Genomic DNA, 26,095 nt, shown 5'->3' with positions numbered 1-26,095 from the left:
ACATCGCAAAAGGAAGACGCACGCAATGGCAAAGATCACCTATGTCGAGCATGGCGGTACCGAACACACTGTCGAGGTCGCCAACGGACTGACCGTCATGGAAGGGGCCCGTGACAACAACATTCCCGGCATCGAGGCCGATTGCGGCGGCGCCTGCGCCTGCTCGACCTGCCATGTCTACATTCACCCCGACTGGGTCGAGAAAATCCCGGCCAAGGACGACATGGAAGAAGACATGCTGGACTTTGCCTATGAACCCGATCCGGCCCGCTCGCGACTGACCTGCCAGATCAAGGTCACGGATGCTCTGGACGGTCTGGTCGTGCAGATGCCGGAAAAACAGATCTGATGCCAGCCAGACCGGTCGTCGCCGTCACAATCGCACTCGGTGTATGTCCGGTCACGGCACAATCGCAGCAACCGTGGCAGTATGAACCACTGGGCTCGGCCGAATACTCCGAACCCACGGCGCGATACCCCCATGGTGTTCTGGGTGATCAGATAGAATACGGCGCGCTGGTCCTGCAATACGCACCCGGATCGACGCAGTATACTATACGGCTGCCAGAAGAACGTGTTTTCGAAGACATCCGGCCGCGCCTGGTCGACGTTGACAACGACGGCCGTCGCGAAGCCCTTGTCGTCGAAAGCCATCGCGACAAGGGTGCCCGGCTTGCAATCTACAACGGCGGCGGCCTGATCGCGGCCACGCCCTACATCGGCACCCGTTTCCGCTGGCTCGCACCGGTCGGCGCTGCGGACCTGGACAACGACGGCCATGTCGAAATCGCCTATGTCGATCGCCCTCATCTTGCGAAAACGCTACGGATCTGGCGTTTCGAGAACAACCAACTGACCGAGATCGCAACAATTCCCAATCTGACGAACCATCGCATCGGCGAAGATTTCATCTCTGGCGGCCTGCGCTTCTGCGGGGACACTCCCTCGCTGATACTGGCCGACGGCAACTGGTCTCGTATTGTCAGCGTCACGTATGACAAGGGCTGGCAATCAACAGATCTGGGACCGTTCCGGGGCCGCGACAGCATTTCCCAAGCCCTTAACTGCTGATCCGCCCCTTCATCTGGCCAAAAATATCCTGGGGGTGAGGCCGCAGGCCGAGGGGGCAAAGCCCCCTGATCAAGAACCCGTGACGGGCGCAGCCCGCCACGAGACCTCTGCCAGAGCTTACAGTGCCCGCCAGCCGATATCCCGCCGACAGAAACCCTCCGGCCAGTCTATCGCATCAATCATCGCATAAGCCCTGTCACGCGCGTCCTGCAACGACCCGCCACGTGTCGTGACATTCAGAACCCGCCCGCCCGACGCCGCAATCCGCCCTTCAAAAGACTTGGTTCCGGCATGGAACACCATGTTCTTGCTGTCTTCCGGCAGGTTATCCAACCCCCGGATCACCGAACCTTTTTCATAGGTTCCCGGATATCCCTCCGCAGCCAGGACAACCGTTATCGCATGATCATCTGCCCAATTCACTTGTGTATCGCGCAAACGCCCCTCGGCGGCTGCGTGCATCAGGTCCATCGCCTGCGCGCCAAGTCGCATCATCAGAACCTGGCATTCCGGATCGCCGAAACGAACATTGTATTCGACCAACCTCGGCTGCCCATCCCGGATCATCAACCCGGCATAAAGCACGCCCTGAAACGGCATCCCGCGACGTTTCATCTCGGCCATGGTCGGGCGCACAATCTCTTCCATCGCAAGCGCTTCGACTTCGGCGTTCAAAACCGGTGCGGGAGAGTATGCGCCCATGCCGCCGGTGTTCAGCCCAGTATCGCCCTCTCCAACCCTTTTGTGGTCCTGCGCAGTGCCAATGGACAGGATATCCTCACCGTCACACAGCACGAAAAGCGAGGCCTCTTCGCCCTCCATGAACTCTTCAATCACGACCTCGGCTCCGGCACCGCCAAAAGCGCCGCCGAACATGTCGACGATGGCCGCCAGCGCGGTGTCCTCGTCCATTGCCACGATCACGCCCTTGCCCGCAGCCAGACCATCCGCCTTGACGACAATGGGCGCACCCTGGGTCCGGATGTAGTCCTTGGCTGGACCGGCCTCGGTGAACCGGGCATAAGCCGCTGTCGGGGCACCCGCGGCATCGCAAATTTCCTTGGTAAAGCTCTTTGACGCCTCAAGTTGTGCGGCACCGGCCGACGGTCCAAATACCAGAACGCCCGCTTCCCGCAACCGGTCGGCAACACCTGCCGCCAAAGGGGCTTCGGGCCCGACGATCACGAAATCTATCGCGTTTTCTTCGGCAAAGCTGACAACCGCGCCACCATTTTCGATATCCAGTGCCGCGCAATCGGCGATCTGCGCGATCCCGGCATTTCCGGGTGCCACAATCAGACGGTCGCATTTGGGGTTCTGCAGCACCGCCCAGGCCAGACTGTGCTCGCGCCCGCCGCTGCCGAGAATAAGGATGTTCATGAATGCTCTCCGATCTGCTTGGCCTTGCCTGCGCGGCGTTCTAAGCTGGGTGAGCATTTGAAACAAGGCGCTGAAATGTCCGACCTGCTAGACGACCCAATTCCCGGCCAGAATACCCCTGAATACACTGTTTCGGACATCTCGGGCGAAGTGAAACGAACCCTCGAAAGTGCGTTTGGCCGAATCCGTGTGCGCGGCGAGGTCGGTCGCGTCTTCAAAGCACGTTCGGGGCATTTGTACTATGACATCAAGGATGACCGGAACGTCCTGTCTTGCACAACCTGGAAAGGTCAGGTTTCCGGCCTCTCCGTTGTGCCCGAAGAAGGTCTTGAAGTTGTCGTCACCGGACGGCTGACCGCCTTTGGCGCGCAATCGAAATACAATCTGAACGTCGACGAAGTTGCGGTTGCAGGGCAAGGCGCGCTGATGGCCTTGCTGGAGAAACGCAAGAAACAGCTTGAGTCGGAAGGCCTGTTTGCGCCCGAACGCAAGACTCCCCTGCCTTACCTGCCCCAGATCATCGGCGTTGTGACCTCTCCTTCCGGCGCGGTGATCCGCGACATCCTGCACCGGCTGCGCGACCGGTTCCCGCGAAAGGTGCTGATCTGGCCGGTTGCGGTTCAGGGCGCCAACTGCGCGCCCGAAGTTGCCCGGGCAATCGAAGGGTTCAATCGGCTGACACCCGGCGGTGCTTTGCCCCGCCCAGATCTGATCATCGTTGCGCGCGGTGGCGGCTCGATCGAAGACCTTTGGGGATTTAACGAAGAAATCGTCGCGCGGGCTGCCGCTGCATCCGCGATTCCACTGATTTCCGCCGTGGGGCATGAAACGGACACGACCCTGATCGACTTCGTCTCGGATCGTCGGGCCCCTACGCCCACCGCCGCCGCTGAACTGGCGGTACCAGTGCGGCTGGAATTGCTGGCCTGGACCGGCGGACAAGGCGCGCGTCTGTCGCGGGCGGCAACGGATGCCGTGCAACGCCGTTCGCAACGGTTAAGGGATTTGTCACGTGCACTGCCAAGGGCTGACAGCCTGCTCGACACACCAAGGCAACGTCTGGATCAGGTCTCGGACCGCCTGCCCAACGCTCTGATCCGCGGTGTTCAGAACCGGCGCGTCAAATTGCTGGACACATCCGCGCATTTACGCCCGTCAACCCTGCGCGGGATTGTCGAAACCCGCCGCGACCGATGGCGCAACCTGACGTCGCGCCTGTCTCTGCGCCCGATCAGACAGGAACTGAAAAACCGCACCGAAAACCTGAACCGACTGTCAGAGCGTCTGAATACAGCGCATAAATCCCGGCTGGACAGGCTGCGTCAACAATTGGACGCGACCGACCGGCTGCGCGAAACGCTCAGTTACAAAGCGACGCTGGAACGAGGATACGCTGTGGTTCGCGCAGAAGGTGCGGTTGTCACCACCAAGTCGCAGGCAGCCGGGCACCCTGTTCTTGAGATCGAATTTTCTGATGGTCGTCTGACAACCGGCGGATCGGCCAAACCAGCGGCAAAAAAAACCAAACCCGACGCCCCGGATCAGGGATCGCTGTTCTGACTCATGCTGACAATCTGGGGTCGCAAAACATCATCCAACGTCCAGGCGCTGATGTGGTGTGTCGGCGAACTGGGCCTGCCGTTTCGCCGCCATGACGTCGGACATGAATTTGGCGGGCTGGACAGCGATGCCTTCGCGGCCCTCAACCCAAACCGGACAATTCCGGTGGTACAGGACAACGACGGTACACCAATTTGGGAAACGGGCGCGATCCTTCGATACCTCGCTGCACGCTATGCTGATGACCATTTCTGGCCTGACGACCCGGTCCGACGTGCAACGGTCGATAAATGGGCGGAATGGGCCAAGCTGAACGTCGCCATGAATTTTACCGTGCCGGTTTTCTGGCGAGTCGTTAGAACCGCGCCCTCCGACCGGGATGAAACAGCGATCACCGCTGCCCTGCATGTGCTGGAAGACAAGCTGGCCATTGCCAACCAACAATTGTCGCATAGCGCTTATATCGCAGGGACCAGTTTCACGCTGGCCGACATCCAGTTGGGCCACATTTTGTACAGGTATTTTGACATCGACATCCCGCGCGCACCATTCAGGCACCTACGGCGATACTATGAAACCCTGTCGGCCAGACCGGCCTATCGCGATCACGTCACGATAAACTACGAAAGCCTGCGTGCGCGTTAATCAAAGTCTCAAACTCCGATTTCCGGGCCATAGCACACCATTTCTTCGCCACGGTCATCAGCCTCGTACAGTTCAGTCTCCTGAGGGTCGCCCTCGAACTGCGCAATCAGCCTTCCACCCGATCTGGTGAACAACCAGCATTGAGGATCCGGTCGGTCTTCATAGACGAAACATATCTGTTGATTTTGCTCGTACCAGACACCTTCCTTGCAATCGCCATCCAGAAACGACCAGATGACCCTGCGCCCGGGCAGATAGCGTTCCACCCCATATACCTGCCCCTGGAACCCATAAAACAGGGTCTTGCCGCGTGTGTATTCGTCGAACTCCGCAGCCGATAGCGCAGTCTGCGCGGTTGCGGCCTGCGCGGACGCAATCAGAAGAATCACCAAATGCCTCAACATGGTTTCATATTGTCAGATGCCGCAATTCGACGCCAACCAGCATTCTGCGACCGGTTTCCTTGACGTTACCGGTTGAGTTGCCCGGCACATCAGGCTGACACTGCATCAGATCCAACAGCCGACACTGGCAGGAGAGTAAGGGATGACAACAACGCTGTTCTGGATCGCCGCATTGTTTGCAGTCGCCTACCTTCCGATGTCTCCAAAACCGGCCAGCCTAGTGCGAACGGCATTCAAGACCGGATCGGTTGCCATCCTGGCGCTGATCGCAGCGGTTGCCGGCGCCCCTTCCCTGCTGATCCTGGCCCTGGTGTTGTGTGCCGTCGGGGATGCTTTGCTGTCGCAAGAGACCGAGGCGACTTTCATCGCCGGGGTCGGTGCTTTTGCCGCCGGGCATCTGGCTTATATTGCCCTGTTTCTGACCCACGCCAGCAGCGATCCGGCGCTGATCCTGGACCGGCCGGGATTGGTCTGGTCGCTGGTTCTGCTGGGCATTGTCGCGGCGACACTTCTGGCACCACGAGCTGGTGATCTGAAAATCCCGGTGCTTTGCTATATCCCGATCATTCTGGGCATGGGGATCACGGTTCTGAGCCTGCCCGAGACCGGAGCATTACGCTGGGCCCTTCCCGGAGCGCTGGCCTTCATCGCATCCGACCTGATCCTGGCCACAGAAAAGTTCCTGCTTCCGCCCCGGCATCCCGCAATGGCCCTGACCCCATATCTGGTCTGGCCGCTTTACTGGGGCGCACAAGCTGCATTGCTGCTTGCGTTTCTCTGACCCTTTGCAACTGCCGCAAATCCGCATTAGGTGAAGGGAACACCTGCGGAGACCAAAGATGGCGTTTTTCTCAAAGCTCAAGGATCGGCTGTTCAAATCCTCGTCCCGGCTGGAACAGGGGCTCGATGCGATTGTCGAAGATGGCGGCGAAGAAACGACCGCCCCCGATCCGGTCATCCCCGAGCCAGAACCGGAGCCTCAGCCCGTCCCCGAGGTTCCCGAACCGGCCCCCGAACCAGTCCCCGCCCCTGAACCAGTCCCCGCCCCTGAACCGGCCCCCGCCCCGCAACCGGTCGAAACGCCTTCTCCCGCGGACCCTACGCCAGCTCCGCCGCCGCCCGAAGCAACCCCGGCGCAGCGCAAGGGCGTTCTGGGACGGCTGTTCAATCGGGGCGACACTCAGGTCGTGGTACGGCGCACGCTTGACGATGACATGCTCGAACAGCTTGAAGAGTTGCTGATCGCCTCGGACATGGGCGTGGATACCGCCCTGCGCGTAACGGCCAACATGGCCGAAGGTCGTTTTGGCCGCAAATTGTCGACCCAGGAAATCAAGCAACTTCTGGCGCAGGAAGTCACCCGAGTGATGGAACCTGTTGCAAAGCCGTTGCCCATCTACCCCAAACGCCCACAGGTGGTTCTGGTTGTTGGCGTCAACGGATCCGGCAAAACCACAACTATCGGCAAGCTGGCAAGCCAGTTCAAATCCGCGGGTAAGAAAGTGGTCATCGCGGCGGGCGACACCTTCCGCGCCGCCGCGGTCGAACAGCTTCAGGTCTGGGGCGACCGCGCTGGCGTCCCCGTCCTGACCGCGCCCGAAGGCTCCGACCCGGCTTCGCTGGCTTTCGACGCCCTGACCCGTGCGCAGAATGAAGGGGCGGACCTTCTGATGATCGATACAGCAGGCCGCCTGCAAAACCGTGCCGACCTGATGGAGGAACTGGCCAAGATCGTCCGCGTCATCCGCAAGGTCGATGAAACCGCCCCGCACAACACCCTTCTGGTCCTCGACGCCACCACCGGCCAGAACGCGCTGAGCCAGGTTGAAACCTTCCGCAAACTGGCCGATGTCTCCGGCCTTGTGATGACCAAGCTGGACGGCACTGCCAAGGGTGGTGTTCTTGTGGCGCTCGCTGACAAGTTCGGTCTGCCCATCCACGCCATTGGTGTCGGCGAACAGATCGACGACCTGGCCCCATTCGACCCGGAAGAATTCGCCGCCGCCCTCACTGGCCTCGACAAGGGCTGATCCGCCCCTTCATCTGGCTGAAAATATCCTCGGGGGGTGTGGGGGGCAGACAGCCCCCCACCCTTTCCACCCAGCAAAAGGCCGATAGTTGAGCGACTGGCTGATTTCCCTCGAAGGCACCGAAGCGGGCCACCAACTTGCGCTGGGACTGGCGCTTATGGCGGCTTTCCTGCACGCGGTCTTCGGAGCGTTGCAGAAAGGGCGTCACGACCCCTGGCTTTCACGCGGCGCGATTGACATCTGCTACTGCCTGATGGCCGCGCCCTTTGCCTTTTTCGTCGTGCCCTGGCCCGAACCTTATATGTGGCCCATCTTCGCAGTCGTCTGGCTGATCCACATAGCCTACAAGACCTTGCAGGCCCTGGCCTACACCAAAGGCTCCTACACCGTGGTCTACCCGGTGGTGCGCGGCACCGGCCCCCTGTTCACCGTTATTGGTGCCTACCTGCTGTTCGGCGAGACATTTTCGACCACGCAGTGGTTCGGCGTCGCGGTGTTACTGGCCGGTATCTTCGGATTGGCCGGATACAACCTGCGCTATCTCGAGACGAACCGCGAAACGCTGGGTATCGCCTTGTTTCTGGCCGTCGTAACCGGGCTGTTCGTAGCGCTTTATACAACCTATGACGCCTATGGCATTCGTGCGACCGCCGATCCGTTCACATTCCTGGCCTGGTTTTTCATGATCGACGGGGCGGCAATGCCGATTTATGCCTTCCTCAGATGGCGGGCCATGATCCATCGCCCTGCGATTGGCCCACTGATGCTGCGCGGGCTCGCGGGCGGTATCATCGCCCCATTGTCCTTCGGGGCCATCATGCTCGCCACACGGCTGGACAAAGTGGGCGAGGCCGCGGTGCTTCGCGAAACCTCGACCGTGTTCGCGGCCCTGATCGGATGGCTGGTGCTGAAAGAGACCGTCGGCCCCCGGCGTATTGCCCTGATGGCCTTGATTGCATTGGGTGCAGTAATAGTTGAAATGGGCGGGTAAGCAGCAGGACAGAATCATGACAGGTAACAAAGAAATCAACCCGTTTCTGAAACAGGTGCTGGAACTGGGCCCGCCTCTGGCCTTCTTCTTCATCTATCTGCGCCTGCGTGACGACAGTTTCCTGATCGGCGGCATCGAATATTCCGGCTTCATCATAGCGACGATCATCTTTGTACCGCTGATGCTGGGTGCCATGGGCATATTGTGGTTTCTGACCGGAAAACTCAGCCGGATGCAGATCTTCACGGCCTTCATGGTGATCTTTTTCGGCGGTCTGACGGCCTGGTTCAATGATGAGCGGTTTTTCAAGATGAAAACCACGCTGGTCTACGGCTTCTTCTCGGTCATCCTGGGCATCGGTCTTTTGCAGGGGAAATCCTATCTCGCCTATGTGCTGGACGAGATGTTGCCCATGCGCCATCAGGGCTGGATGATTTTGACACGTCGCCTCTGTGGCTGCTTCGCCGTTTTGGCAGTCGCCAACGAAGTTGTCTGGCGGACCTTGTCGACCGATCTATGGGTCAAAATCGAAACCTTTGGGTTTCCGATTGCCCTGATGGTTTTTCTGATGCTGCAATTCAACCTGCTGCAAAGCTATATGGACGACCCGGATCATCAATAGGTTCCGACTGCGGACATCACAAAACCGTGAACACGCCCGCATTGGCGCCAAGTATTCTGTCTGAAATCCGGCAATTACCCACAAACAGCTTGGCTAAGCGCCAAAGCTGTGAAGAATGGGGTAACCACTCACCACCCCCATCCGGAGCCCCGTACACTCATGACGGCCTTCCCAAACAGCGGCTTTCTTGCCGAAGCATCTGACCGCCTGAAAGCCATGCTTACCGCGCAGGCTACCGAAATTTCACTGAACGACGGGGAAACCCTTTTCGAACAGGGTGACGAGGGCAACGCGCTCTATGCCATTCTGGAAGGAACGCTCGAAGTGTCCTTTCTGGCGATGAGCGGCCGAAAGCTTACACTGACGCTGATGCGTCCGGGTGAGATCTTCGGCGAAATCGCCCTGTTTGATAACGGCCCGCGTACAGCCACCATTTCCGCTGCCGAACCCTCGCGTGTCCTGCGCGTGCTGCGCAACGATGTGCTGCGTCAAATACGACAGCACCCCGATCTGGCCGAGGACATGATCCGTCTGGCAGGTCTGCGCATGCGCTGGATGGGCTCGCAGCTGAACGAGCAGGTCTTTCTGCCAATGCCGATCCGGCTGGCCCGCAAACTGCTTCACCTTTCGGAGCTTCAGGACAATCCGGCAGACAGGATAACCCTGTCGCAAAGCGAACTTGCCGAATTCGTGGGCGCCACGCGCGAAGCGGTGTCCAAGACCATATCCACCTGGAAACGTGACAATATTGTTCAGGCGTCGCGGGGGGGGTTGCTGATCCAGGACTTCGATGCATTGCAGGAACTGGCCGAGTCCGACCTGATCTGACGCCTGTGACCTGTTTCACATACAAGCGGCGACGTTAACACTAAATTAATAACTGTTACCGTAGGAGGTCAGAGAATCATCCCCGATATCTGTCCACTGACCTCTCCCTGTACCAGAGCCATACGTCCTTCCCAGGCGTATGGCTCACCTTTTCCATCAGCAATTTCTCACAAAAAAGGGCCGGAGTTTACACTCCGGCCCGATAACCTTTTTGCGCCTTGGGTCACTCACCGAGGCTGAGTGCGACGAACCGGGGTTCACCTCCGCGACGCACCAACAGCAGCAGGGACTTGCGCCCGGCCTCTCGTGCTTCTTCCATCCGTGTTTCGAGGTCACTGACGGATGTCACTTTTTGCTGACCGGCCTCGGTAATCAGATCACCGGCCCGCAATCCCTTGGCATAGGCTTCAGACGCCTCATCAACTTCGCTGACGACCAACCCGTCGGCTTCGGCGTCCAGACCAAGGTCTTCCCGCAGCTTGTCGGTCAGCGGGGAAATGGTCAGCCCCAGGATCTCGGAGTTTTCGTCCTCATCGTCCGTTTGCGCGGGCTCATCTCCGTTTTCCACCCGTTCAGCATCCTCGCGACGACCCAGAGTGACCAGTACGGTCTGTGTACCGCCGTCGCGATGGACAACGACGCGAACGGACTTGCCGACCGTTGTTTCCCCCACCTGACGCACCAACCCGCGCGTGTCTTCCACTTCGACGCCATCAAAACTCAGGATCACGTCACCCGCCTTCAGCCCGGCTTCTTTTGCCGGCCCCTCGGGCACGTCGCTGATCAGGGCGCCACCGGGCTTCTCCAGCCCCATGGCTTCGGCCATGTCTTCGGTCACGTCCTGAATGCGCACACCCAGCCAACCGCGACGTGTCTCGCCGAATTCGCGCAGTTGATCGACAACCTTGACCACCACATTCGAGGCCATGGAAAAGCCAATACCGATGGACCCGCCATTGGGTGACAGGATCGCGGTGTTCACACCAATGACCTGACCATCCATATTGAACAGCGGCCCACCCGAGTTGCCCCGGTTAATAGCTGCATCAGTCTGAATGTAGTCGTCGTAAGAGCCGCTGAGCGCGCGGTTGCGCGCCGATACGATACCGGCCGAGACCGAGAATCCCTGCCCCAGCGGATTGCCCATGGCAATCACCCAGTCACCAACGCGCGCCGTGTCGCTGTCACCAAACTTTACATATTTGAGCGGACCGGTCGCTTCGACCTTAAGCAGTGCGATGTCGGTCTTTTCGTCCGTGCCGATCACCTTGGCCGGCAACTCCTTTACGGGTTGCCCGTCACCGGGAAAGAATTCGACAAGGATTTCGTCCGCTTCGGCGATGACGTGGTTGTTGGTTACAATGAACCCGTCTTCGGAAATCACAAACCCGGAACCCAGCGCATTGCTGCGGCGTGGGAGGTTCTCATCGCCGTCACCGTTACGGTCCTGAAACTCGCGAAAGAAGTCTTCGAACGGAGACCCTTCGGGCACGATCCCGCGCGGACCGGTCTGTCCCTCGATCAGCGTGCTGGTCGTGATGTTGACAACCGCGGGGCTGATCTTTTCTGCCAGCGGCGCAAGGCTTTCGCCCCGGGCCTGAACGGCAACGGTCTGGGCCAGAACCAACACCATTGCAGCAAAGGCCAACCACATCCACCGCACCATAAAAACCGCGTCTTCACGCCCGAGGGAAATACTGCGTGCTTTTGCCTGCACCTGGGGTCTCCTTGTCGAATTATTCAGGTGGCCACTCTCGCGCGGCCCTTCTTACGGACTAATGTAGTCAGTTTGACCCGTCCCGCAACTCAGGATCGCGTGGAAATCACCGGCAAGTGAGATGTCCTGCTCAAAAGCCCAGCTGATAGGCACCCCACAGAAGGATCAGCCCGCTGATCACGCACAAAAGACCCGTAATTCGCCGTGCCTGCTCGGGCAGGGTCCGCAGGGTTTCCAGCATCCGTTCGATAAGCGAAGGGGCCAGCGCATAGGCCAGCCCCTCGACAATCAGCACCAGCCCGAAGGCCAGAAGGATCATACCCATTACCGGCCGCCCTGACCTGTAGGCGATTTCAGGTAATTAAAGAAATCCGAGTCCGGGCTCAGCACCATTGAACTGTTGCCGCCGCCCAGCGCGCGCTCATATGCGGAAAGCGAGCGATAGAACTCGAAAAACTCCGGATCCTTGCCAAAGGCTTCGGCGAAAATCGCGTTGCGTTCAGCGTCAGCTTCACCACGAATGATCTCGGCTTCACGGTTGGCGTCCGAGACCAGTTCGACCACGGTCCGGTCGGCCTGCGCGCGCACACGCTGCGCCGCTTCGTTACCACGGGCGCGTTCGTCAGTGGCTTCACGCTCCCGCTCGGCTTTCATCCGGTCGAACGTAGCCTCAAGGTTCGCCTGCGGCAGATCGGTGGCCTTCAGGCGCACGTCGATCACGTTAACGCCCAGCGCCTGCGCTTCGGCAATCGCGCTGTTGCGGATGCGCAGCATCAGGGCAGCACGGTCCGAACTCAGGATGTCGCGCGACGAAACCGAACCCAGAACTTCGCGTGTTTCAGCGCGCAGGATACGGTCCAGACGATCCTCGGCCACCGGAACGCCACCGACACCAACGGCCTGACGGAACTGGTTCAGATCGGCAATCCGATAACGGGCGAAGGCATCGACCACAAGGCGGCGATCGTCCAGTGGTGTCACCTCAAGCGGCTGCACGTCGATCGAAAGGATGCGGTCGTCATAACGCACCACTTCGTCGAAAACCGGCAGCTTGAACGCGAGGCCCGGTTCCTCCTTGACGTTAACGACCCGTCCAAAACGCAGAACAAGGGCGCGTTCACGTTCGTCGACGATAAAGATCGACGACAGTCCGGCAACGACCAGGATGACGAGAACGATCAGAATAATGGGTGACTTACGCATCAGTTGCTCCCCTCGGCCTGATTACGGCGCAGCTCGTTCAGCGGCAGATACGGCACAACGCCCTGCCCCTGCCCGGTCGAGTTCTCGTCCAGAATGATCTTGTCCACGTCACCCAGAACCTGTTCCATCCGTTCAAGGTACAGACGTTTGCGGGTTACATCCGGGGCTTTGGAATACTCTTCCAGAACGGCGCTGAAGCGGCTGGCTTCACCCATCGCACTGTTGATCTGCTGGGCTCGGTAGGCTTCGGCTTCTTCCAAAACCTGTGCGGCTTCACCGCGCGCCTCGGCGAGTACGCGGTTCGCATAGGCGTCGGCGACGTTCTGAAGGCGGTCACGCTCTTGCGCGGCGGCCTGAACGTCGCGGAACGAAGCAATCACGTCCTGCGGCGGGTCGGCCTTGTCGAAGTTCACACGAATGATGTTCACGCCCGAGTCGTAGCTGTCCATCGTCGCCTGGATCAATTCTTGCAAACGATCAGCAATGATACCGCGGTCGCGGTTCAGGATCGGGGCCAGTTCGCTTTGCGCGATGATTTCCCGCATCGCCGATTCCGACACCGCGCGAATTGTCTGGCGTGGATCGCGCAGGTTGAACAGGAATTTGGCGGGATCGTTGATGTTCCAAACGACCTGATAGTCGATATCCACCACGTTTTCGTCGCCGGTCAGCATCAGACCATCATCACTGCCGCGCGTACCGCCCATATCCTCGGTCTGTTCGCGGGTAACCGGAATAACCTCGGCGGTCACAACCGGCCAGGGTGCAAAGTTCAGACCCGGGTTCCCAACGGCCGAGAATTCACCCAGGAACAACTCAACCGACTGTTCTTCCGGTTTCACGGTATAGAAGCTGGCAGCCGCCCAAAGGCCCACTGCGACCAGAGCGCCGATGACTACCGTGCCTTTGGTAAAGACCGGGCCACCACCACCTGCGCCCTGACCGTTGCCGCCACGGCCACCGCCGCCACGACCACCCATCAGCACGCGCAGCTGCTCCTGGCCTTTCTTCATCAGCTCGTCGATCTCGGGGATCTGCGGGCCATCTCCTTCGGGGGGCTTGCGCCCATCACCGTTGTTACCCCGATTTCCTCCGCCGCCCGAGGAGCCTCCGCCCCCCCAGGGGCCGCCGCTGTTGCCCGCCATATGTGTCTATTCCTTCGTTTAGGCCCGTGTGATCACGGGGTCCCTTGTAACTTGTGTGCGCGCGGTTGCAAATCAAGCAGTGCGCACAGGTTGCCGCATTGTAACAAGTTCTTCCGCCATTACCGGATGAACCGCAACCGTACGGTCGAAATCTTCTTTGGTCGCGCCCATTTTGACGGCGATCCCGGCTAGTTGAATCATCTCGCCCGCACCTGGCGCGACGATGTGACAGCCCAGCACCTTGCGGGTCGCCTGGCTGACGATCAGTTTCATCAATACCCGCTGCGTGCCGCCGGCGAAGGCTTTCTGCATCGGCTTGAAGGATGTCGCGTAAACTTCGACCGGCTCCTGTGCCGCAGCCTCTTCCTCGCTTAGTCCGACGGTTCCGAATTCCGGTTGCGTGAAGATCGCCGTCGGGATCAGTTCATGATCAACCGGGGTCGGGTTGCCTTTGAACACAGTTTCCACAAAGGCCATGCCCTCGCGAATGGCGACCGGCGTAAGGTTCACGCGATCAGTTACATCACCGATGGCATAGATCGAGGGCACGCCGGTCTGACTGTACTCATCCACCACAATCTCGCCCTTGCGACCCCGTTCTACGCCCAGCGCCTCAAGCCCCAGATTATCCGCATTCGGAGCCCGGCCAGTCGCGTACATGACAACATCGAACCGATCTTCAGTGCCGTCAGTGGCCTTTACCCGGATCTTGTCACCTTCCTTGGTCATCTCCAGCACGTTGGTGCCAAGGCGCACATCGATGCCGTTCTGGCGCATCTCTTCGCAGATCAAACCACGCGCTTCTTCATCGAAGCCACGCAGGATTTGCGCACCGCGATAGAACTGGGTGGTCTTGACCCCCATCCCGTTCATGATCCCGGCAAACTCGCTGGCGATATAGCCGCCACCAACGATCAGGATGGATTCGGGCAGCTTGTCGAGGTGGAAGATTTCGTTTGATGTGATCGCTAGGTCAGAGCCCGGAAATTCGGGCACCACAGGGCGTCCGCCGGTGGCGATCAGGATGTGCTTGGCCGTCTTGCGTGTCCCATCCGCCAGCTCAACCGTGTGGGAATCGACCACAGTGGCGCGCTGGTCAAAGCTTTCGACACCGTTGTTTTTCAGAATGTTGCGATAGATACCTTCCAGCCGGTCCAGTTCCGCCACCAGTTTGCCATGGAATGTATTCCAGTCTAGCGCACCCGGCTGAACATCCCATCCATAGGCCTGCGCATCGTCTACCATGCCGGAAAACTCGCTGGCGAAAACCATCAGCTTTTTTGGAACACAGCCCCGGATCACACAGGTTCCGCCATACCGATCCTCTTCCGCCAGCGCCACCTTGGCGCCGGTCTCACCAGCGGCCACGCGTGCTGCACGGACCCCGCCCGAGCCGCCACCGATAACGAAAAGATCATAGTCAAAGCTCATACCGGGTTCCTTTGTTCAGTTTGCCTGAAGGGTTCTGGATATCTGGGCGCGGAAAATCGTCTGCCAACCCCTAAGGATCAGGAATTCGGGTTTCTCTCTCGCCATTTGCAGAAAATCCAGCCGCAATTTTCAATCAGAGAGGTCCGAAAACAGATTGTCCCTTTCGCCATCGGCCAACTGGTCCAGTTCCAGGGTTCCTTCGTTGATGTCGCGCAGTTCGACCCGCCCGTCACCGTGGCCAATTACGACCTTGTCGCAAATATCGATGAACAACCCGTTCTCGACCACTCCGGGAACCTGGTTCAGCACCAGCGCCAACTGACGGGCATTTCCGATGCGTTGCAGATGCAGATCCAGAATGTGGTTGCCCTCATCAGTGACAAAAGGGGCCTGGCCGTTCATTCGCAGCGCAGCCGAGGTGCCAAGCACATCCATCGTATCCAGTGCCTCCTCGATCAGGGTTCGCGTGGTTTGCCAGCCAAACGGGATCACCTCGACCGGCAATGGAAATGCCCCCAGGGTTTCAACTTCTTTGCCTGCATCGGCGATGACCACCATCTGATCGCTGGCCGTTGCCACGATCTTTTCCTGAAGATGCGCTCCGCCGCCGCCCTTGATCAGGTTCAACTCGCCGTCAAATTCATCCGCACCGTCTATGGTCAGGTCCAGCCACCCCGCTTGATCCAGCGAGACGACTTCGATCCCGACCTCTCGCGCCAGCTGTGCCGTGCGGGTCGAAGTGGGCACGCCCTTGATCCGCAACCCTTCCACTTGCACCCGTTCGCCGAGCCGACGCACAAGCCAAGCGGCCGTTGATCCGGTTCCCAATCCGACACGCATGCCGTCCTGAACCATTTCCGCGGCACGGTGCGCGGCTACATATTTCGCCCTGTCGATGGGCGACAGATCCCCTGTCATGGCAGCTTTCCCCCAAGTTGCTGCGGGCCTTATACGAAATGCCACACTCAACTTCGAGACCCAAAACGCCAATTCAACGGGGCGCCCTGTCGCGAAAATACGCGTTTCCTATTGGAAACGTCGCAATCGGCGTGTCCTGCGGGAAAGGTGCGTAATAGATATGCATTATGGAACCGCGCTACCGCCTGCATTACGCCCCTGACAACGCCTCGCTAGTGATCCGACTGGCGTTGGAAGAGATGGGTTTGCCTTATGAGACCGCATTGGTCGATCGGACCCGTGATGAGCAAAACAGTGCTGCCTATAAGCAACTGAACCCCAACGGCCTTATCCCTGTTTTGGAGACGCCGCAGGGACCGATCTTTGAAACTGCAGCCATTTTGCTGTGGCTGACCGATACACACGGGCAACTCGCACCGGCTCCGCAGCATCCGGACCGCGCGGCGTATCTGAAATGGCTTTTTTTTGCGTCGAACACGCTGCACGCCGACCTGCGCATTTTGTTCTATGCCGAGAAGTACATTGAGGCGGCGCAGACAGAAGCGCTGCGGGCTGGTATCCGGACCCGCCTGAAACGACATCTTTCAATCCTCGAAAAGCAGGCGAAGGACACGCCGGGCTGGTTTGGCTCAGACCAACCGTCGGCCCTGTCATACTACATCGCCTGCATGATGCGATGGATGGCGTTGTATCCGGCCGAGGCCGATCGCAGCTGGTTCCAACTGACTGACACTCCTCATCTGAGGCAGCTTTTGCTGCAACTGGAAGCCCGCCCCGCAACGCGCGCAGCAATCGCAGCGGAAGGGCTGGGAGTTGCACCGTTCACTGCACCATCATACGCTACACCACCAGAAGGCTCAGCTACCTGATATGTTTCTATCTGTCTTCGATATGTTCAAAGTGGGCATCGGCCCGTCCTCGTCCCACACCATGGGACCAATGGTTGCCGCGGCCCGCTTTCTGGACCTGATGCGCGCCTCGCCGTTCGAATTCTCGGGGCTTCGGGGGTCATTGCATGGCTCACTGGCGTTCACAGGTGTGGGCCACGCGACCGACCGCGCCACGATCCTCGGGCTGGCCGGGTTTGTTCCGGACACCTATGACAACAACAAGGCCGAAGAAGCGCTGGCCGCCATATCCGACTCGCATACTGTCACGCCGGAAGGGCTGCCGACGCTGAAGTTCGATCCAAAATCGGATCTGGTGTTCGACTATGAAAACAACCTGCCGGGCCACGCCAATGGTATGATCCTGATGGCCACAGACGCGCAGGGCGATGTGATCCTCAGGCAGGTCTACTACTCGATCGGTGGCGGGTTTGTCCTGACCGAAGAAGAACTGGCCGAGGGCAAGGCAACGGATGAAGGTGATCCGGTGCCGTTTCCGTTCAAAACTGCGGTCGAGATGCTTGAGATGGCCAGTTCCAGCGGCAAAAGCATCGCGGACATGAAACGCGCGAATGAAATCGCGCGTGGATGCGCGGACAGTTTTGCCAAGGGCACCGCGCGCCTGTGGCAGGTAATGAATGACTGTATCGAACGTGGATTGGTCACAGATGGCATTCTGCCCGGTGGCCTCAAGGTTCGCCGCCGTGCCAAAGGCATCCATGACGCACTGGTGGCCGAGCGTGGCATGAATCTGAACGCTCCGCACACGATCAACGACTGGATGAGCGTTTACGCCATGGCCGTCAACGAAGAGAACGCTGCCGGGGGCCAGGTGGTCACGGCGCCCACCAATGGGGCCGCAGGCGTTCTGCCGGCCGTTTTGCGGTACTATCTGGATCACGTACCCGGCGCGTCCGAAAGCCATGTGGAAGATTTCCTTTTGACGGCTGCCGCGATTGGCGGGCTGGTCAAGTTCAATGCCTCGATCTCGGGCGCAGAAGCCGGATGCCAAGCCGAGGTTGGCAGCGCCTCGGCGATGGCGGCCGCCGGTTTATGCGCAGTGATGGGCGGCACGCCCGAACAGGTCGAAAACGCTGCGGAGATCGCGCTGGAGCATCACCTGGGAATGACATGCGACCCGGTTGCCGGACTTGTTCAGGTGCCTTGTATCGAACGGAACGGTCTGGGTGCGATCAAGGCGGTTTCAGCGGCCTCGCTGGCGCTGCGCGGCGATGGCAAGCATTTCGTTCCTCTGGATTCGGTCATTGAAACCATGCGCCAGACCGGGCACGACATGCACGAACGCTACAAGGAAACGTCTCTGGGCGGCCTGGCCGTCAATGTTCCGAACTGCTGAGGCAAACGGCGACGTCGCAAAGCGTCCGTATTTCCGCGTTTTCTGGATGGATTTGCACCAAAAGCGGTGCAAATCTGTTCCTGAAAGGAAGGTGTTTCATGCGTGGACGTTGTCTTTGCGGAAAGGTCGGCTTTGAAGTCAGTCCACCTGTTTTGTCCTGCGTCACCTGCCACTGCGAAAGCTGCCGCAGGCAATGCTCGGCCCCGATGACCGCCTATTTCGGCATCCGGGACAGCCAATGGCGCTGGACGGGTGAAACACCAAAGACGTTTCATTCCTCTCCGGGCGTGGAACGCAGCTTTTGCCCGCATTGCGGCACACCAATGTCCTTTCGCTCGCAGTCTATGTCCGACGTGATGCATATGTACGTCGCCGCACTTGAGGATCCCGAGGCTTTGCGGCCTACCCTGCACGTCGCCCATGAAGAGAAACTCAGCTGGCTCAAGCTGAATGACGGCCTGCCCTGCTGCATCGGACCCGATTACACCAAATACCAACCGCTTCCGGAAAGCTGACCTTTCCCCGTCCGCAGCAAATCGTTAGCGTCGCGAACATGACTCAGGACCGACCCGTACTCGGCATCATTCTGATGCTTGGCTTTTGCATGCTCGCCCCGCTGGGTGATGCCATGGCCAAACTGTTGGGTGAGACAACTCCGATCGGCATACTGGTCTTCACCCGGTTTGCCGTGCAGGCACTGATCCTGATCCCTCTGGTCGCCCTCACAGGTCGTCCTTGGCGTCTGCGGGGGCGTATTCTGAAACTGACCGTGATCCGGACCGGTCTGCACATCCTTGGCATCACCGCGATGTTCAGCGCCTTGCAATTCCTGCCGCTGGCCGATGCCATCGCTATCGCCTTCGTTATGCCCTTCATCATGCTGCTTCTGGGCAGGTTCGTTCTGGATGAAGAGGTTGGCATAAGGCGATTGTTGGCCTGCGTCGTGGGGTTTGCCGGTACGCTTCTCGTCATTCAGCCCAGCTTCGCTCAGGTCGGAGCGCCTGCCCTGCTGCCGCTGATCGTGGCCGTGGTGTTTGCGCTGTTCATGCTTGTCACGCGGCAGATCGCCAAGGAAACCGATCCGGTTTCGCTCCAGGCTGTCTCGGGCGCGATGGCAACGCTGATCCTGCTGCCTGTGCTGACCCTAGGAAGCGCCATTGACGTTCCGGAACTGAAGTTCAGCCTGCCTGACAAAGACGCGGTTTGGCTGCTTTTGGGTATCGGTGTTCTGGGCACCGTCGCCCACCTGTTGATGACCTGGTCGTTACGCTATGCCCCATCAGCAACACTGGCGCCAATGCAGTATCTGGAAATCCCGGTTGCGACCGTGTTCGGTTGGCTGATCTTTCACGACCTGCCCAACGGCATCGCCGCATTGGGGATCGGCATCACGATGGCGGCAGGTCTTTACGTCATTCTGCGCGAGCGGGCCAGCGCCCGGTCTGCGCCGACAGAAACGCGTGCATGACCTGATCCAGCGCGCCGCGGGGAACCATTGCAACCAGACCCGGGCCATTCATCTGCAACGTGACTTCGGATACCGCCCGGTTGGACGTGCCGATCTGACCGTCCGGCTCCAGAACCAGATCATCGATCGGCCACTCCAGCCCTTGCGAGCGTCCTGTCACCCTTTGCAGGGGAAACAGGGATACCACGCTCCCCTTCGGCAAGTTCAGGGAAACCTTAGGCGGCGTATGAAACACGACCTCGTGCTCTCCCAGCAATATGCATGATTGGTCCTGACGCTTGATCAGTACGCTGAGGACCGCCAATTGGTGATCCAGACGCCCGCCCAGAAAGCCAACGCCCAAGACCACCGGGGCTTCGATATTGCGCAGCGCCTTGTCGAAATCCGTGCTGTTCTGTTCAGGTATGGGAAACAGGCGGTCCGCCGGTATCTCTTCAAGGTCTGATGCGGAAAGCGAATCGAAATCACCGATGACGGCATCCGGAATACGCCCCGATTCCCTGAGAACCGTCGCACCACCATCCGCTGCAACGGCCAAATTGGCGCGATTCAGCGCCAGATTCAGATCATCGGGCCCGATTTGCCCTCCGCCAACCAGTAAGATTGGCTCGGACGACCGCACAATCGGCGCATTTTTTCTAAGATTGATCATTTTTCCCGGATTTGGACACATTCAGACCACAAAATGATAGGTTCATATAGAGAGTTTCGAACCAATACGTGTGCCTGATTCCGGGCGAATTGGTTCAGGTAGTTTGTAAAGGACGTGCGTCTGATGGTACAGAATAACAAGGTATTGACCGTTTCTTATGGAACCTTCTCCTGCACATTAGAAGGCTTTGACGATTCGTTTGAAACGATGAAAGCGATTGCCGAGTACTTTCGCGACCTTGCAGCAGATGATCGATACTTCGGCTCGGAACCGCCACAGCCTGACGCCGAAATGCTGACCCGGATCGCACAGCGGGACGCCTCGAAACGTGTGGAAGCCAGACAGAGCGACACTGGCCTGCTGCTGCGCGCAACCGAAAGTTCAGCCACGATCGCCACGCCCGCAACGCCGCCAGCACAGGAACCAACCATCAGTGCCCCCGATCTCAACGTCGTCAATACACCGCAACCAGCGCAACCCGTTGCCACTGCCGAACCCTTCGATGCTGCGCCAGCCCCCCCTGCTGACAGCATCGCCGCCAAACTTCAGCGGATCCGCGCGGTGGTTTCGCACTCGACTGACAATCCTGTCGAATACTCGGAAGACGAAGACAGCACCTTGCTGAAAGGTGGCGCTGCCCCGGTTGACGCCGTGGCCGCAGCCTTTGAGGCGGGCGCGCTGAACCCGGCAGACATCGAGCCTGTGCCCCCTGTCTCGATGCCTGCACCCGAAGCGGCTACCCCACCCGCCGCTCCAGAACCTGTTCCCGCACCGGAGCCTGTTGTATCCGAAGAGTTTGAAGACGAGGCTGAAGCTCCGGCAGCGGACGCGCTGTTTTCGGACCTTGATGATCTGACGGAAGACGAACAGCCGGAAGCAGAAGCAGAAGAAGACGAGATCGTAAACATCCTGAGCGAAGAAGACGTGGCAGAGCAGGAAGAGGAATCCGAAGCAGTTGAGTCGCAAGAGGAAGCAGCGGAAGACAACAAGCGTCTCCTGACTGCCGAAGATGAAGTTGCACTGCTGGACGAGATCTCGGCCGTCGAGGCAGAACTGGCGCAGCGGGCCGAAGACCAAAAGCCGAAGGATCATTCGAGCCTTGATCTGGACGTGTCCCGCCTGATGGACAAAGCCGACGAACAACTTGATGACCCGGCAGCAAATGATCAGCGCGAGACATATTCCCACCTGCGCACCGCGGTTGCGGCCACCGAAGCCGAGCGCAAGGAAAAGGGTGAATCTGCCGAGAAAGCTCAGGATCAGGAATACCGTGGGGATCTGGCGTCGGTCGTCAGCCCGCGCCGCCCGGAAATTCAGGTCACCAGCATGCGTCCGGAATCCGATGCCGCTGCACCGCTTAAACTGGTGGCGGAACAGCGCATCGACAATCAGCAAAACGAATCTGGCCCCGTCACGCCCCGCCGTGTCACCACCCCGCAAGAAGAAAAGTCTGCTGACGAAGGTGGTTTCGCGACGTTCGCCCAGGAACAGGGCGCTCAGTCATTGCCTGATCTGCTGGAAGCCGCCGCTGCATACCTGTCCTTTATCGAGGGTCAGGAACAGTTCTCGCGCCCGCAATTGATGAACAAGGTCCGGTCCCTCAAGCAGGACGAATTCAACCGCGAAGAAAGCCTGCGTTCGTTCGGTCAATTGTTGCGGGATGGAAAAATCGAAAAGGCTGGCGGAGGCCGCTTTGCCGCCTCGAACCAGATCGGTTTTCGCCCCAGCGACGAGCGCGCAGCGGGATGATCCGCAAAAGGTTTAGTCAGAAAAAGGCCGGAGGACACCTCCGGCCTTTTTCTGTTTAACGATCTGGGAACGAACCGGAAGACGCGTACGTTTCTGTCGTTCCAACACACTTGCTTTGGCCAGCGTGGCTAACTTGATCCCTGGTCCGGATCTTCTTTGCCAACGCCACGGAAAACGAACTTGAACGGCAATGCCCACAAGATACCAAGCACGATGTAAACCAGCAGTTCCAGCCAGATTGGCGGGCGATCCAGCCAGTTCACAACCGTCACCACGGCAACGACGTAAACGGGCAAGCCAACCAGCAGAATAATCAGTGACCAGCGGCGGCGCGCCTTGTAGCTCAGGCCGGTTTTTTGTTCGTCGCTCATCAGTCGGCAAACGGGTCTGTCACCAGAATGGTGTCTTCCCGCTCAGGGCTGGTGGACAACAGGGCGACAGGGCATTCAATCAGTTCTTCGACACGGCGAACGTATTTGATCGCATTGGCTGGCAAGTCCGCCCAACTGCGCGCGCCTTCGGTCGATTCACTCCAACCCTGCATTTCCTCATAAATCGGCTTGCAGCGCGCCTGCTGATCTGCCGCCGTGGGCAGATAATCCAGGCGCTCGCCATCCAGTTCGTAACCCACGCAAATCTTGAGCGTCTCGAAACCATCCAGAACATCCAGCTTGGTCAGCGAAATACCGTTCACACCGCTGGTCGCGCAGGTCTGGCGCACCAGGCAGGCGTCAAACCAACCGCACCGGCGCTTACGACCAGTGGTCGTGCCGAATTCGTGACCACGCTCACCAAGGCGCTGACCGTCATCATCCTCCAGTTCCGTGGGGAACGGCCCCTCGCCCACGCGCGTCGTATAGGCTTTGACGATACCCAGCACAAAATCGATGGACCCCGGGCCGATGCCGACCCCGGTTGCAGCCTGCCCTGCGATCACGTTGGACGAGGTCACAAAGGGATAGGTTCCGAAATCAATGTCCAGCAAGGCGCCCTGCGCCCCTTCGAACAGAATACGTTTGCCCGCCTTGCGCTTTTCATTCAGCACCTTCCAGACCGGGGCGGCAAACGGCAGAATCTGCGACGCAATCTCCTTGAGCTGCGCGATCAGACCGTCGCGGTCAACCGGCTCGATCCCTAAGCCTTTGCGCAGCGGGTCGTGATGCTGCAACGCCCGGTCAACCCGAGCTTCAAGAGTTGCCTCGTCCGCCAGGTCCGCAACACGGACCGAACGGCGACCGACCTTGTCTTCATATGCCGGCCCGATGCCGCGCCCGGTTGTGCCGATCTTGGTACCCTTGCTTGCAGCCTCTTCGCGCGCGCGGTCCAGTTCGCCGTGAATCGGCAGGATCAGCGGTGTGTTTTCTGCGATCATCAGTGTATCGGGCGTGATATCGACACCCTGTGCCCGGACCGTTTCGATCTCTTTGACCAGATGCCACGGATCCAGAACCACGCCATTGCCGATGACACTCAGCTTGCCGCCGCGCACAACACCGGATGGCAGCGCATGAAGCTTGTAGACTTCGCCATCGATAACCAAAGTATGACCGGCGTTATGCCCGCCCTGAAAACGCGCGATCACGTCCGCCCGTTCGCTGAGCCAGTCGACGATCTTGCCTTTTCCCTCGTCGCCCCACTGGGCTCCGACAACAACCACATTGGCCATACCAGGTCCTTTTGTGCTGATTTATCAAACCCGGCTCGTATAGCGAGGTGACAGCAGCAGGGAAACAGGTAATTCGACGCATCCGCAAATCGCGCTGCGCGCGATGCCTCCGGCGGGGATATTTTTGGGCCAGATGAAGTCCGGATCCCTTGTTCATCTGGCCCGAAATATCCCGGGGGAGTCGCCCGGTGGGCGGCGGGGGCAGCGCCCCCTCACCCTTACCTGAGGCAAACGGGCACACCATGAGGCGTCGTCAGATAGGCGTCTTCCCAAGCGTGTCGCAGCAACAGGAGTTCATCCGGGGCAGCATCACCATGCTCTGCCAACAGCGCCTCCAGCGTTTCGAGCCAGGCGTGAAAATAATCATCTCCGCCATCCAACTCTTTGCTCAGCCCATGTTTTCTTAAGGTCGCCGAAAACCTGGCGACCCAATCTGACCAACCGAACCGACCGGTTTCGTTCAGGGCCATGGTTATCGCAAAGACCTGTGCGTGCCATGGCTGGTCAAAAACGGGCTGAGGTGCCGAATGTGTCAGACAGGTGCTCATGCGGGTTCCAGATGGCTCTGCCAGACGTCCAAAACCACCTCATCCCTCGGGTGTTCCGGGTTGGCCCAGAGTTCAGATGCGGGGAAGACCACTGCGTAAAGCGGTTCAGGGGCTTCTCCCAGACCGTGTGCGTTTGAATCGGGAAAAACATGCGTTCCGTGCAGTCTCAGAATGCGCCCCTTTGCACCGGCGGCATAGATGGGCAGACGCGTGTGACCGCCGTCCACAAGACGATTGGCCGCCAGATGCGAGGTAACGACGTCCTGGCCTGCCACGAACCTGGCCGGAATATCCGACGGACGATCGGCGGGACCACCACTGGATAGTACACGGGCCACTGCTTCGGCTTTCATGGCCTTGCCTGCCAACGGATGTGGGCTTTCAGACGGGTTCCCCTGCAGGTCATCAGGCGTCAGGATGCCGCGCTCCACCAACAAATCGGCAAGGGCGGAGATCCACTTTTCATAGTACGAGAACCGGGTGTAATCCTTGGGCGACAGGCGTTCCCGTGCGTGGCGGGAAATGTCGATGTTCCACTGTCCCAGTGATCCGGCTGCCAGGGTCAGCGCCAGCGCCCGGGCGTGCCAGTCTTCGGGAAATACAGGGCCGTCCTCGGGCTCGGGGCGAACCGGTCCGTCGCCGAAACGTCCACCCATGTCGTGCACGCGAGTCATGCCGGCACCTTCGGCAATCCGGTCCCGATCATACTGTCCCGCGTGACAAGCGTGGCGAGTTCGTCTTCGCCTAACCCCTCCGTTCCCTGCGGACGCATCGGCAGTACAAGGTATCGAACCTCGGCCGTGGAATCCCAAACCCGGACCGATGTGTTATCGGGCAGCGTCACGCCAAAATCCGCCAGTACCTTGCGAGGTTCTCGCACTGCACGCGCCCGGTAGGCATCCGACTTGTACCAGCCCGGTGGTATTCCAAGCAGCGGCCAAGGGTAACAGCTGCACAATGTACAGACGACCATATTGTGCTGATCGGGCGTGTTTTCCACCACCACCATATGTTCACCCTGCCGCCCGTAGTATCCCAGTTCGGCAACAACCGGCGTGGCATCTTCCAGCAACGCGGCCTTGAAGGCCGGATCGCTCCACGCCTTGGCGACAACGCGGGCACCATTCTGAGGGCCGATCCTATTCTGATACGTATCTATGATCTCATCCAGCGCGGCTGGATCAATCAAACCCTTGCGTGTCAGAATCGTCTCAAGTGCCTTAACGCGAAGCGCGGGTTCGGGCGGCAAAAGGGCGTGCGGGTGATCGTGATCATCATGTGGCATGGCCGCAGCCTGCGCGAGGAAAAGCCCTGCTGTCCAGTCCCTTTGACGTGATCTGAAGCATCAGGGTTCTTGATGCCAACTCCTCCCTTGCCCCCAGCATCAAACTTGCATAGATACCACGCGATACACGCCACGCTGTACAGGACCACCATGGAAAACGTCGTTCTCATCATCCATCTTCTTTTGGCTCTGGGCCTGATCGCCGTCGTCCTGATGCAGCGGTCCGAAGGCGGCGGCCTTGGCATGGGCGGGGGTGGTGGTGGCGCCATGACCGGTCGTGCGGCTGCAACCGCGCTGGGCAAGCTGACATGGATCCTGGCGGCATGCTTTATCGTAACCTCGATCACGCTGACCATTCTGGCGGCTCAGAAATCCTCGGGCAGTTCGGTGATCGATCGTCTGGGCGTTCCGGCACCGGCCGCAACAGAAGACAGCACACCAGCGGTTCCGTCAGCGGATGATCTTCTGCCACCGGCGCAGGGCGACAACGCGCCGCTGATTCCGCAAGCCGACTGATTCACTAGACCTAGAAACCTGA

General features: G+C 59.3%; 29 protein-coding genes. 15 read left to right on the top strand and 14 right to left on the bottom strand.

Annotation, left to right across the window (positions count from 1 at the left end; all coding sequences use genetic code 11):
* Positions 1-25 precede the first annotated feature (25 nt).
* The gene (locus tag ACR3EQ_RS02590; RefSeq protein ID WP_039534845.1) at positions 26-349 is read left to right on the top strand and encodes a 2Fe-2S iron-sulfur cluster-binding protein; all 324 of its coding nucleotides are present in this window, start codon (positions 26-28) and stop codon (positions 347-349) included.
* A complete protein-coding gene (locus ACR3EQ_RS02585) occupies positions 349-1,071 on the top strand; it encodes an FG-GAP repeat domain-containing protein (RefSeq protein ID WP_170616486.1) in 723 nt (240 codons plus the stop codon). The genes ACR3EQ_RS02590 and ACR3EQ_RS02585 overlap by 1 nt, the downstream gene beginning before the upstream one ends.
* 117 nt (positions 1,072-1,188) lie before the next feature.
* Here the strand turns inward: ACR3EQ_RS02585 and purD are convergent, their stop codons facing one another.
* Positions 1,189-2,451, bottom strand: a complete 1,263-nt coding sequence (gene purD / locus ACR3EQ_RS02580) for a phosphoribosylamine--glycine ligase (protein WP_480489673.1) — start codon at positions 2,449-2,451, stop codon at positions 1,189-1,191.
* A 75-nt stretch (positions 2,452-2,526) separates the two neighbouring features.
* Here purD and xseA point away from each other — a divergent pair, with 75 nt between their 5' ends.
* Together xseA and ACR3EQ_RS02570 are read left to right on the top strand one after the other, a co-directional pair.
* Positions 2,527-4,011, top strand: coding sequence for an exodeoxyribonuclease VII large subunit (xseA, locus tag ACR3EQ_RS02575; protein WP_480489672.1), 1,485 nt, complete (start codon positions 2,527-2,529; stop codon positions 4,009-4,011).
* Between the two features lie 3 nt (positions 4,012-4,014).
* Positions 4,015-4,656: a glutathione S-transferase family protein gene (locus ACR3EQ_RS02570; RefSeq protein ID WP_480489671.1), complete on the top strand. Its 642-nt coding sequence runs from the start codon at positions 4,015-4,017 to the stop codon at positions 4,654-4,656.
* An 8-nt stretch (positions 4,657-4,664) separates the two neighbouring features.
* Here ACR3EQ_RS02570 and ACR3EQ_RS02565 read toward each other — a convergent pair whose 3' ends face one another.
* Positions 4,665-5,060: a hypothetical protein gene (locus ACR3EQ_RS02565; protein WP_480489670.1), complete on the bottom strand. Its 396-nt coding sequence runs from the start codon at positions 5,058-5,060 to the stop codon at positions 4,665-4,667.
* A 142-nt stretch (positions 5,061-5,202) separates the two neighbouring features.
* Here ACR3EQ_RS02565 and ACR3EQ_RS02560 point away from each other — a divergent pair, with 142 nt between their 5' ends.
* The 5 genes from ACR3EQ_RS02560 (at position 5,203) to ACR3EQ_RS02540 (ending at position 9,531) form a co-directional block, all read left to right on the top strand.
* Positions 5,203-5,841, top strand: coding sequence for a lysoplasmalogenase (locus ACR3EQ_RS02560; RefSeq protein WP_170616496.1), 639 nt, complete (start codon positions 5,203-5,205; stop codon positions 5,839-5,841).
* 58 nt (positions 5,842-5,899) lie between these two features.
* Positions 5,900-7,090, top strand: coding sequence for a signal recognition particle-docking protein FtsY (gene ftsY / locus ACR3EQ_RS02555; protein WP_480489669.1), 1,191 nt, complete (start codon positions 5,900-5,902; stop codon positions 7,088-7,090).
* 88 nt (positions 7,091-7,178) lie between these two features.
* The gene (locus tag ACR3EQ_RS02550; protein WP_170616500.1) at positions 7,179-8,081 is read left to right on the top strand and encodes a DMT family transporter; all 903 of its coding nucleotides are present in this window, start codon (positions 7,179-7,181) and stop codon (positions 8,079-8,081) included.
* A 16-nt stretch (positions 8,082-8,097) separates the two neighbouring features.
* Complete coding sequence (locus tag ACR3EQ_RS02545; protein ID WP_170616502.1) at positions 8,098-8,703, top strand: inner membrane-spanning protein YciB; 606 nt, start codon at positions 8,098-8,100, stop codon at positions 8,701-8,703.
* Between the two features lie 159 nt (positions 8,704-8,862).
* Positions 8,863-9,531, top strand: coding sequence for a Crp/Fnr family transcriptional regulator (locus tag ACR3EQ_RS02540; RefSeq protein WP_170806107.1), 669 nt, complete (start codon positions 8,863-8,865; stop codon positions 9,529-9,531).
* A gap of 223 nt (positions 9,532-9,754) precedes the next feature.
* Here the strand turns inward: ACR3EQ_RS02540 and ACR3EQ_RS02535 are convergent, their stop codons facing one another.
* From ACR3EQ_RS02535 to rpiA, 6 genes are all read right to left on the bottom strand, one after another.
* Positions 9,755-11,197 carry a Do family serine endopeptidase gene (locus tag ACR3EQ_RS02535; protein ID WP_170677677.1) on the bottom strand — a complete coding sequence of 481 codons (1,443 nt, stop codon included), beginning with the start codon at positions 11,195-11,197 and terminating at the stop codon, positions 9,755-9,757.
* Positions 11,198-11,378: 181 nt separating this feature from the next.
* Complete coding sequence (locus ACR3EQ_RS02530; protein ID WP_170616506.1) at positions 11,379-11,573, bottom strand: DUF2065 domain-containing protein; 195 nt, start codon at positions 11,571-11,573, stop codon at positions 11,379-11,381.
* Positions 11,573-12,451, bottom strand: a complete 879-nt coding sequence (gene hflC, locus ACR3EQ_RS02525; RefSeq protein ID WP_170806106.1) for a protease modulator HflC — start codon at positions 12,449-12,451, stop codon at positions 11,573-11,575. The genes ACR3EQ_RS02530 and hflC overlap by 1 nt, the downstream gene beginning before the upstream one ends.
* On the bottom strand, positions 12,451-13,596 hold the full coding sequence (hflK, locus tag ACR3EQ_RS02520; RefSeq protein WP_170616510.1) for an FtsH protease activity modulator HflK: 1,146 nt from the start codon (positions 13,594-13,596) through the stop codon (positions 12,451-12,453). The genes hflC and hflK overlap by 1 nt, the downstream gene beginning before the upstream one ends.
* 72 nt (positions 13,597-13,668) lie before the next feature.
* Positions 13,669-15,027, bottom strand: a complete 1,359-nt coding sequence (gene gor, locus ACR3EQ_RS02515) for a glutathione-disulfide reductase (RefSeq protein ID WP_170616512.1) — start codon at positions 15,025-15,027, stop codon at positions 13,669-13,671.
* A 129-nt stretch (positions 15,028-15,156) separates the two neighbouring features.
* Positions 15,157-15,945, bottom strand: coding sequence for a ribose-5-phosphate isomerase RpiA (rpiA, locus tag ACR3EQ_RS02510; RefSeq protein WP_480489668.1), 789 nt, complete (start codon positions 15,943-15,945; stop codon positions 15,157-15,159).
* Between the two features lie 167 nt (positions 15,946-16,112).
* Between rpiA and ACR3EQ_RS02505 the strand changes: the two genes are divergently transcribed.
* From ACR3EQ_RS02505 to ACR3EQ_RS02490, 4 genes are all read left to right on the top strand, one after another.
* Entirely contained in the window at positions 16,113-16,814 is a 702-nt protein-coding gene (locus tag ACR3EQ_RS02505) for a glutathione S-transferase family protein (RefSeq protein ID WP_170616516.1), read from the top strand.
* Position 16,815: 1 nt separating this feature from the next.
* Entirely contained in the window at positions 16,816-18,189 is a 1,374-nt protein-coding gene (locus ACR3EQ_RS02500; protein ID WP_170616518.1) for an L-serine ammonia-lyase, read from the top strand.
* Between the two features lie 98 nt (positions 18,190-18,287).
* On the top strand, positions 18,288-18,704 hold the full coding sequence (locus ACR3EQ_RS02495) for a GFA family protein (RefSeq protein WP_170616520.1): 417 nt from the start codon (positions 18,288-18,290) through the stop codon (positions 18,702-18,704).
* A 38-nt stretch (positions 18,705-18,742) separates the two neighbouring features.
* Entirely contained in the window at positions 18,743-19,657 is a 915-nt protein-coding gene (locus ACR3EQ_RS02490; protein ID WP_480489667.1) for a DMT family transporter, read from the top strand.
* Here ACR3EQ_RS02490 and ACR3EQ_RS02485 read toward each other — a convergent pair.
* Complete coding sequence (locus ACR3EQ_RS02485; protein WP_480489666.1) at positions 19,602-20,309, bottom strand: thiamine diphosphokinase; 708 nt, start codon at positions 20,307-20,309, stop codon at positions 19,602-19,604. The genes ACR3EQ_RS02490 and ACR3EQ_RS02485 overlap by 56 nt on opposite strands.
* Before the next feature lie 123 nt (positions 20,310-20,432).
* Between ACR3EQ_RS02485 and ACR3EQ_RS02480 the strand changes: the two genes are divergently transcribed.
* Entirely contained in the window at positions 20,433-22,058 is a 1,626-nt protein-coding gene (locus tag ACR3EQ_RS02480) for a hypothetical protein (protein WP_480489665.1), read from the top strand.
* A gap of 128 nt (positions 22,059-22,186) precedes the next feature.
* On the opposite strand, the gene ACR3EQ_RS02475 is transcribed toward ACR3EQ_RS02480, so the two are convergent.
* The 5 genes from ACR3EQ_RS02475 to nthA form a co-directional block, all read right to left on the bottom strand.
* The gene (locus ACR3EQ_RS02475; protein WP_170616529.1) at positions 22,187-22,429 is read right to left on the bottom strand and encodes a DUF2842 domain-containing protein; all 243 of its coding nucleotides are present in this window, start codon (positions 22,427-22,429) and stop codon (positions 22,187-22,189) included.
* Entirely contained in the window at positions 22,429-23,724 is a 1,296-nt protein-coding gene (locus ACR3EQ_RS02470) for an adenylosuccinate synthase (RefSeq protein ID WP_170616541.1), read from the bottom strand. Before ACR3EQ_RS02470 ends, ACR3EQ_RS02475 begins: the two co-directional genes overlap by 1 nt.
* A 218-nt stretch (positions 23,725-23,942) precedes the next feature.
* Positions 23,943-24,272: a nitrile hydratase accessory protein gene (locus ACR3EQ_RS02465; RefSeq protein ID WP_480489664.1), complete on the bottom strand. Its 330-nt coding sequence runs from the start codon at positions 24,270-24,272 to the stop codon at positions 23,943-23,945.
* Positions 24,269-24,946: a nitrile hydratase subunit beta gene (gene nthB, locus ACR3EQ_RS02460; RefSeq protein WP_170616546.1), complete on the bottom strand. Its 678-nt coding sequence runs from the start codon at positions 24,944-24,946 to the stop codon at positions 24,269-24,271. Before nthB ends, ACR3EQ_RS02465 begins: the two co-directional genes overlap by 4 nt.
* Entirely contained in the window at positions 24,943-25,557 is a 615-nt protein-coding gene (nthA, locus tag ACR3EQ_RS02455; protein ID WP_170616548.1) for a nitrile hydratase subunit alpha, read from the bottom strand. The genes nthB and nthA overlap by 4 nt, the downstream gene beginning before the upstream one ends.
* A 150-nt stretch (positions 25,558-25,707) precedes the next feature.
* On the opposite strand from nthA, the gene secG reads away from it, so the two are divergent.
* Positions 25,708-26,073, top strand: coding sequence for a preprotein translocase subunit SecG (secG, locus tag ACR3EQ_RS02450; protein ID WP_170616550.1), 366 nt, complete (start codon positions 25,708-25,710; stop codon positions 26,071-26,073).
* Positions 26,074-26,095 lie beyond the last annotated feature (22 nt).

This window comes from Ruegeria sp. AN11, from assembly GCF_056536005.1.
The sequence above is the reverse complement of the archived record's forward strand: the minus strand, read 5'-3'. Positions and strand labels throughout refer to the sequence as shown.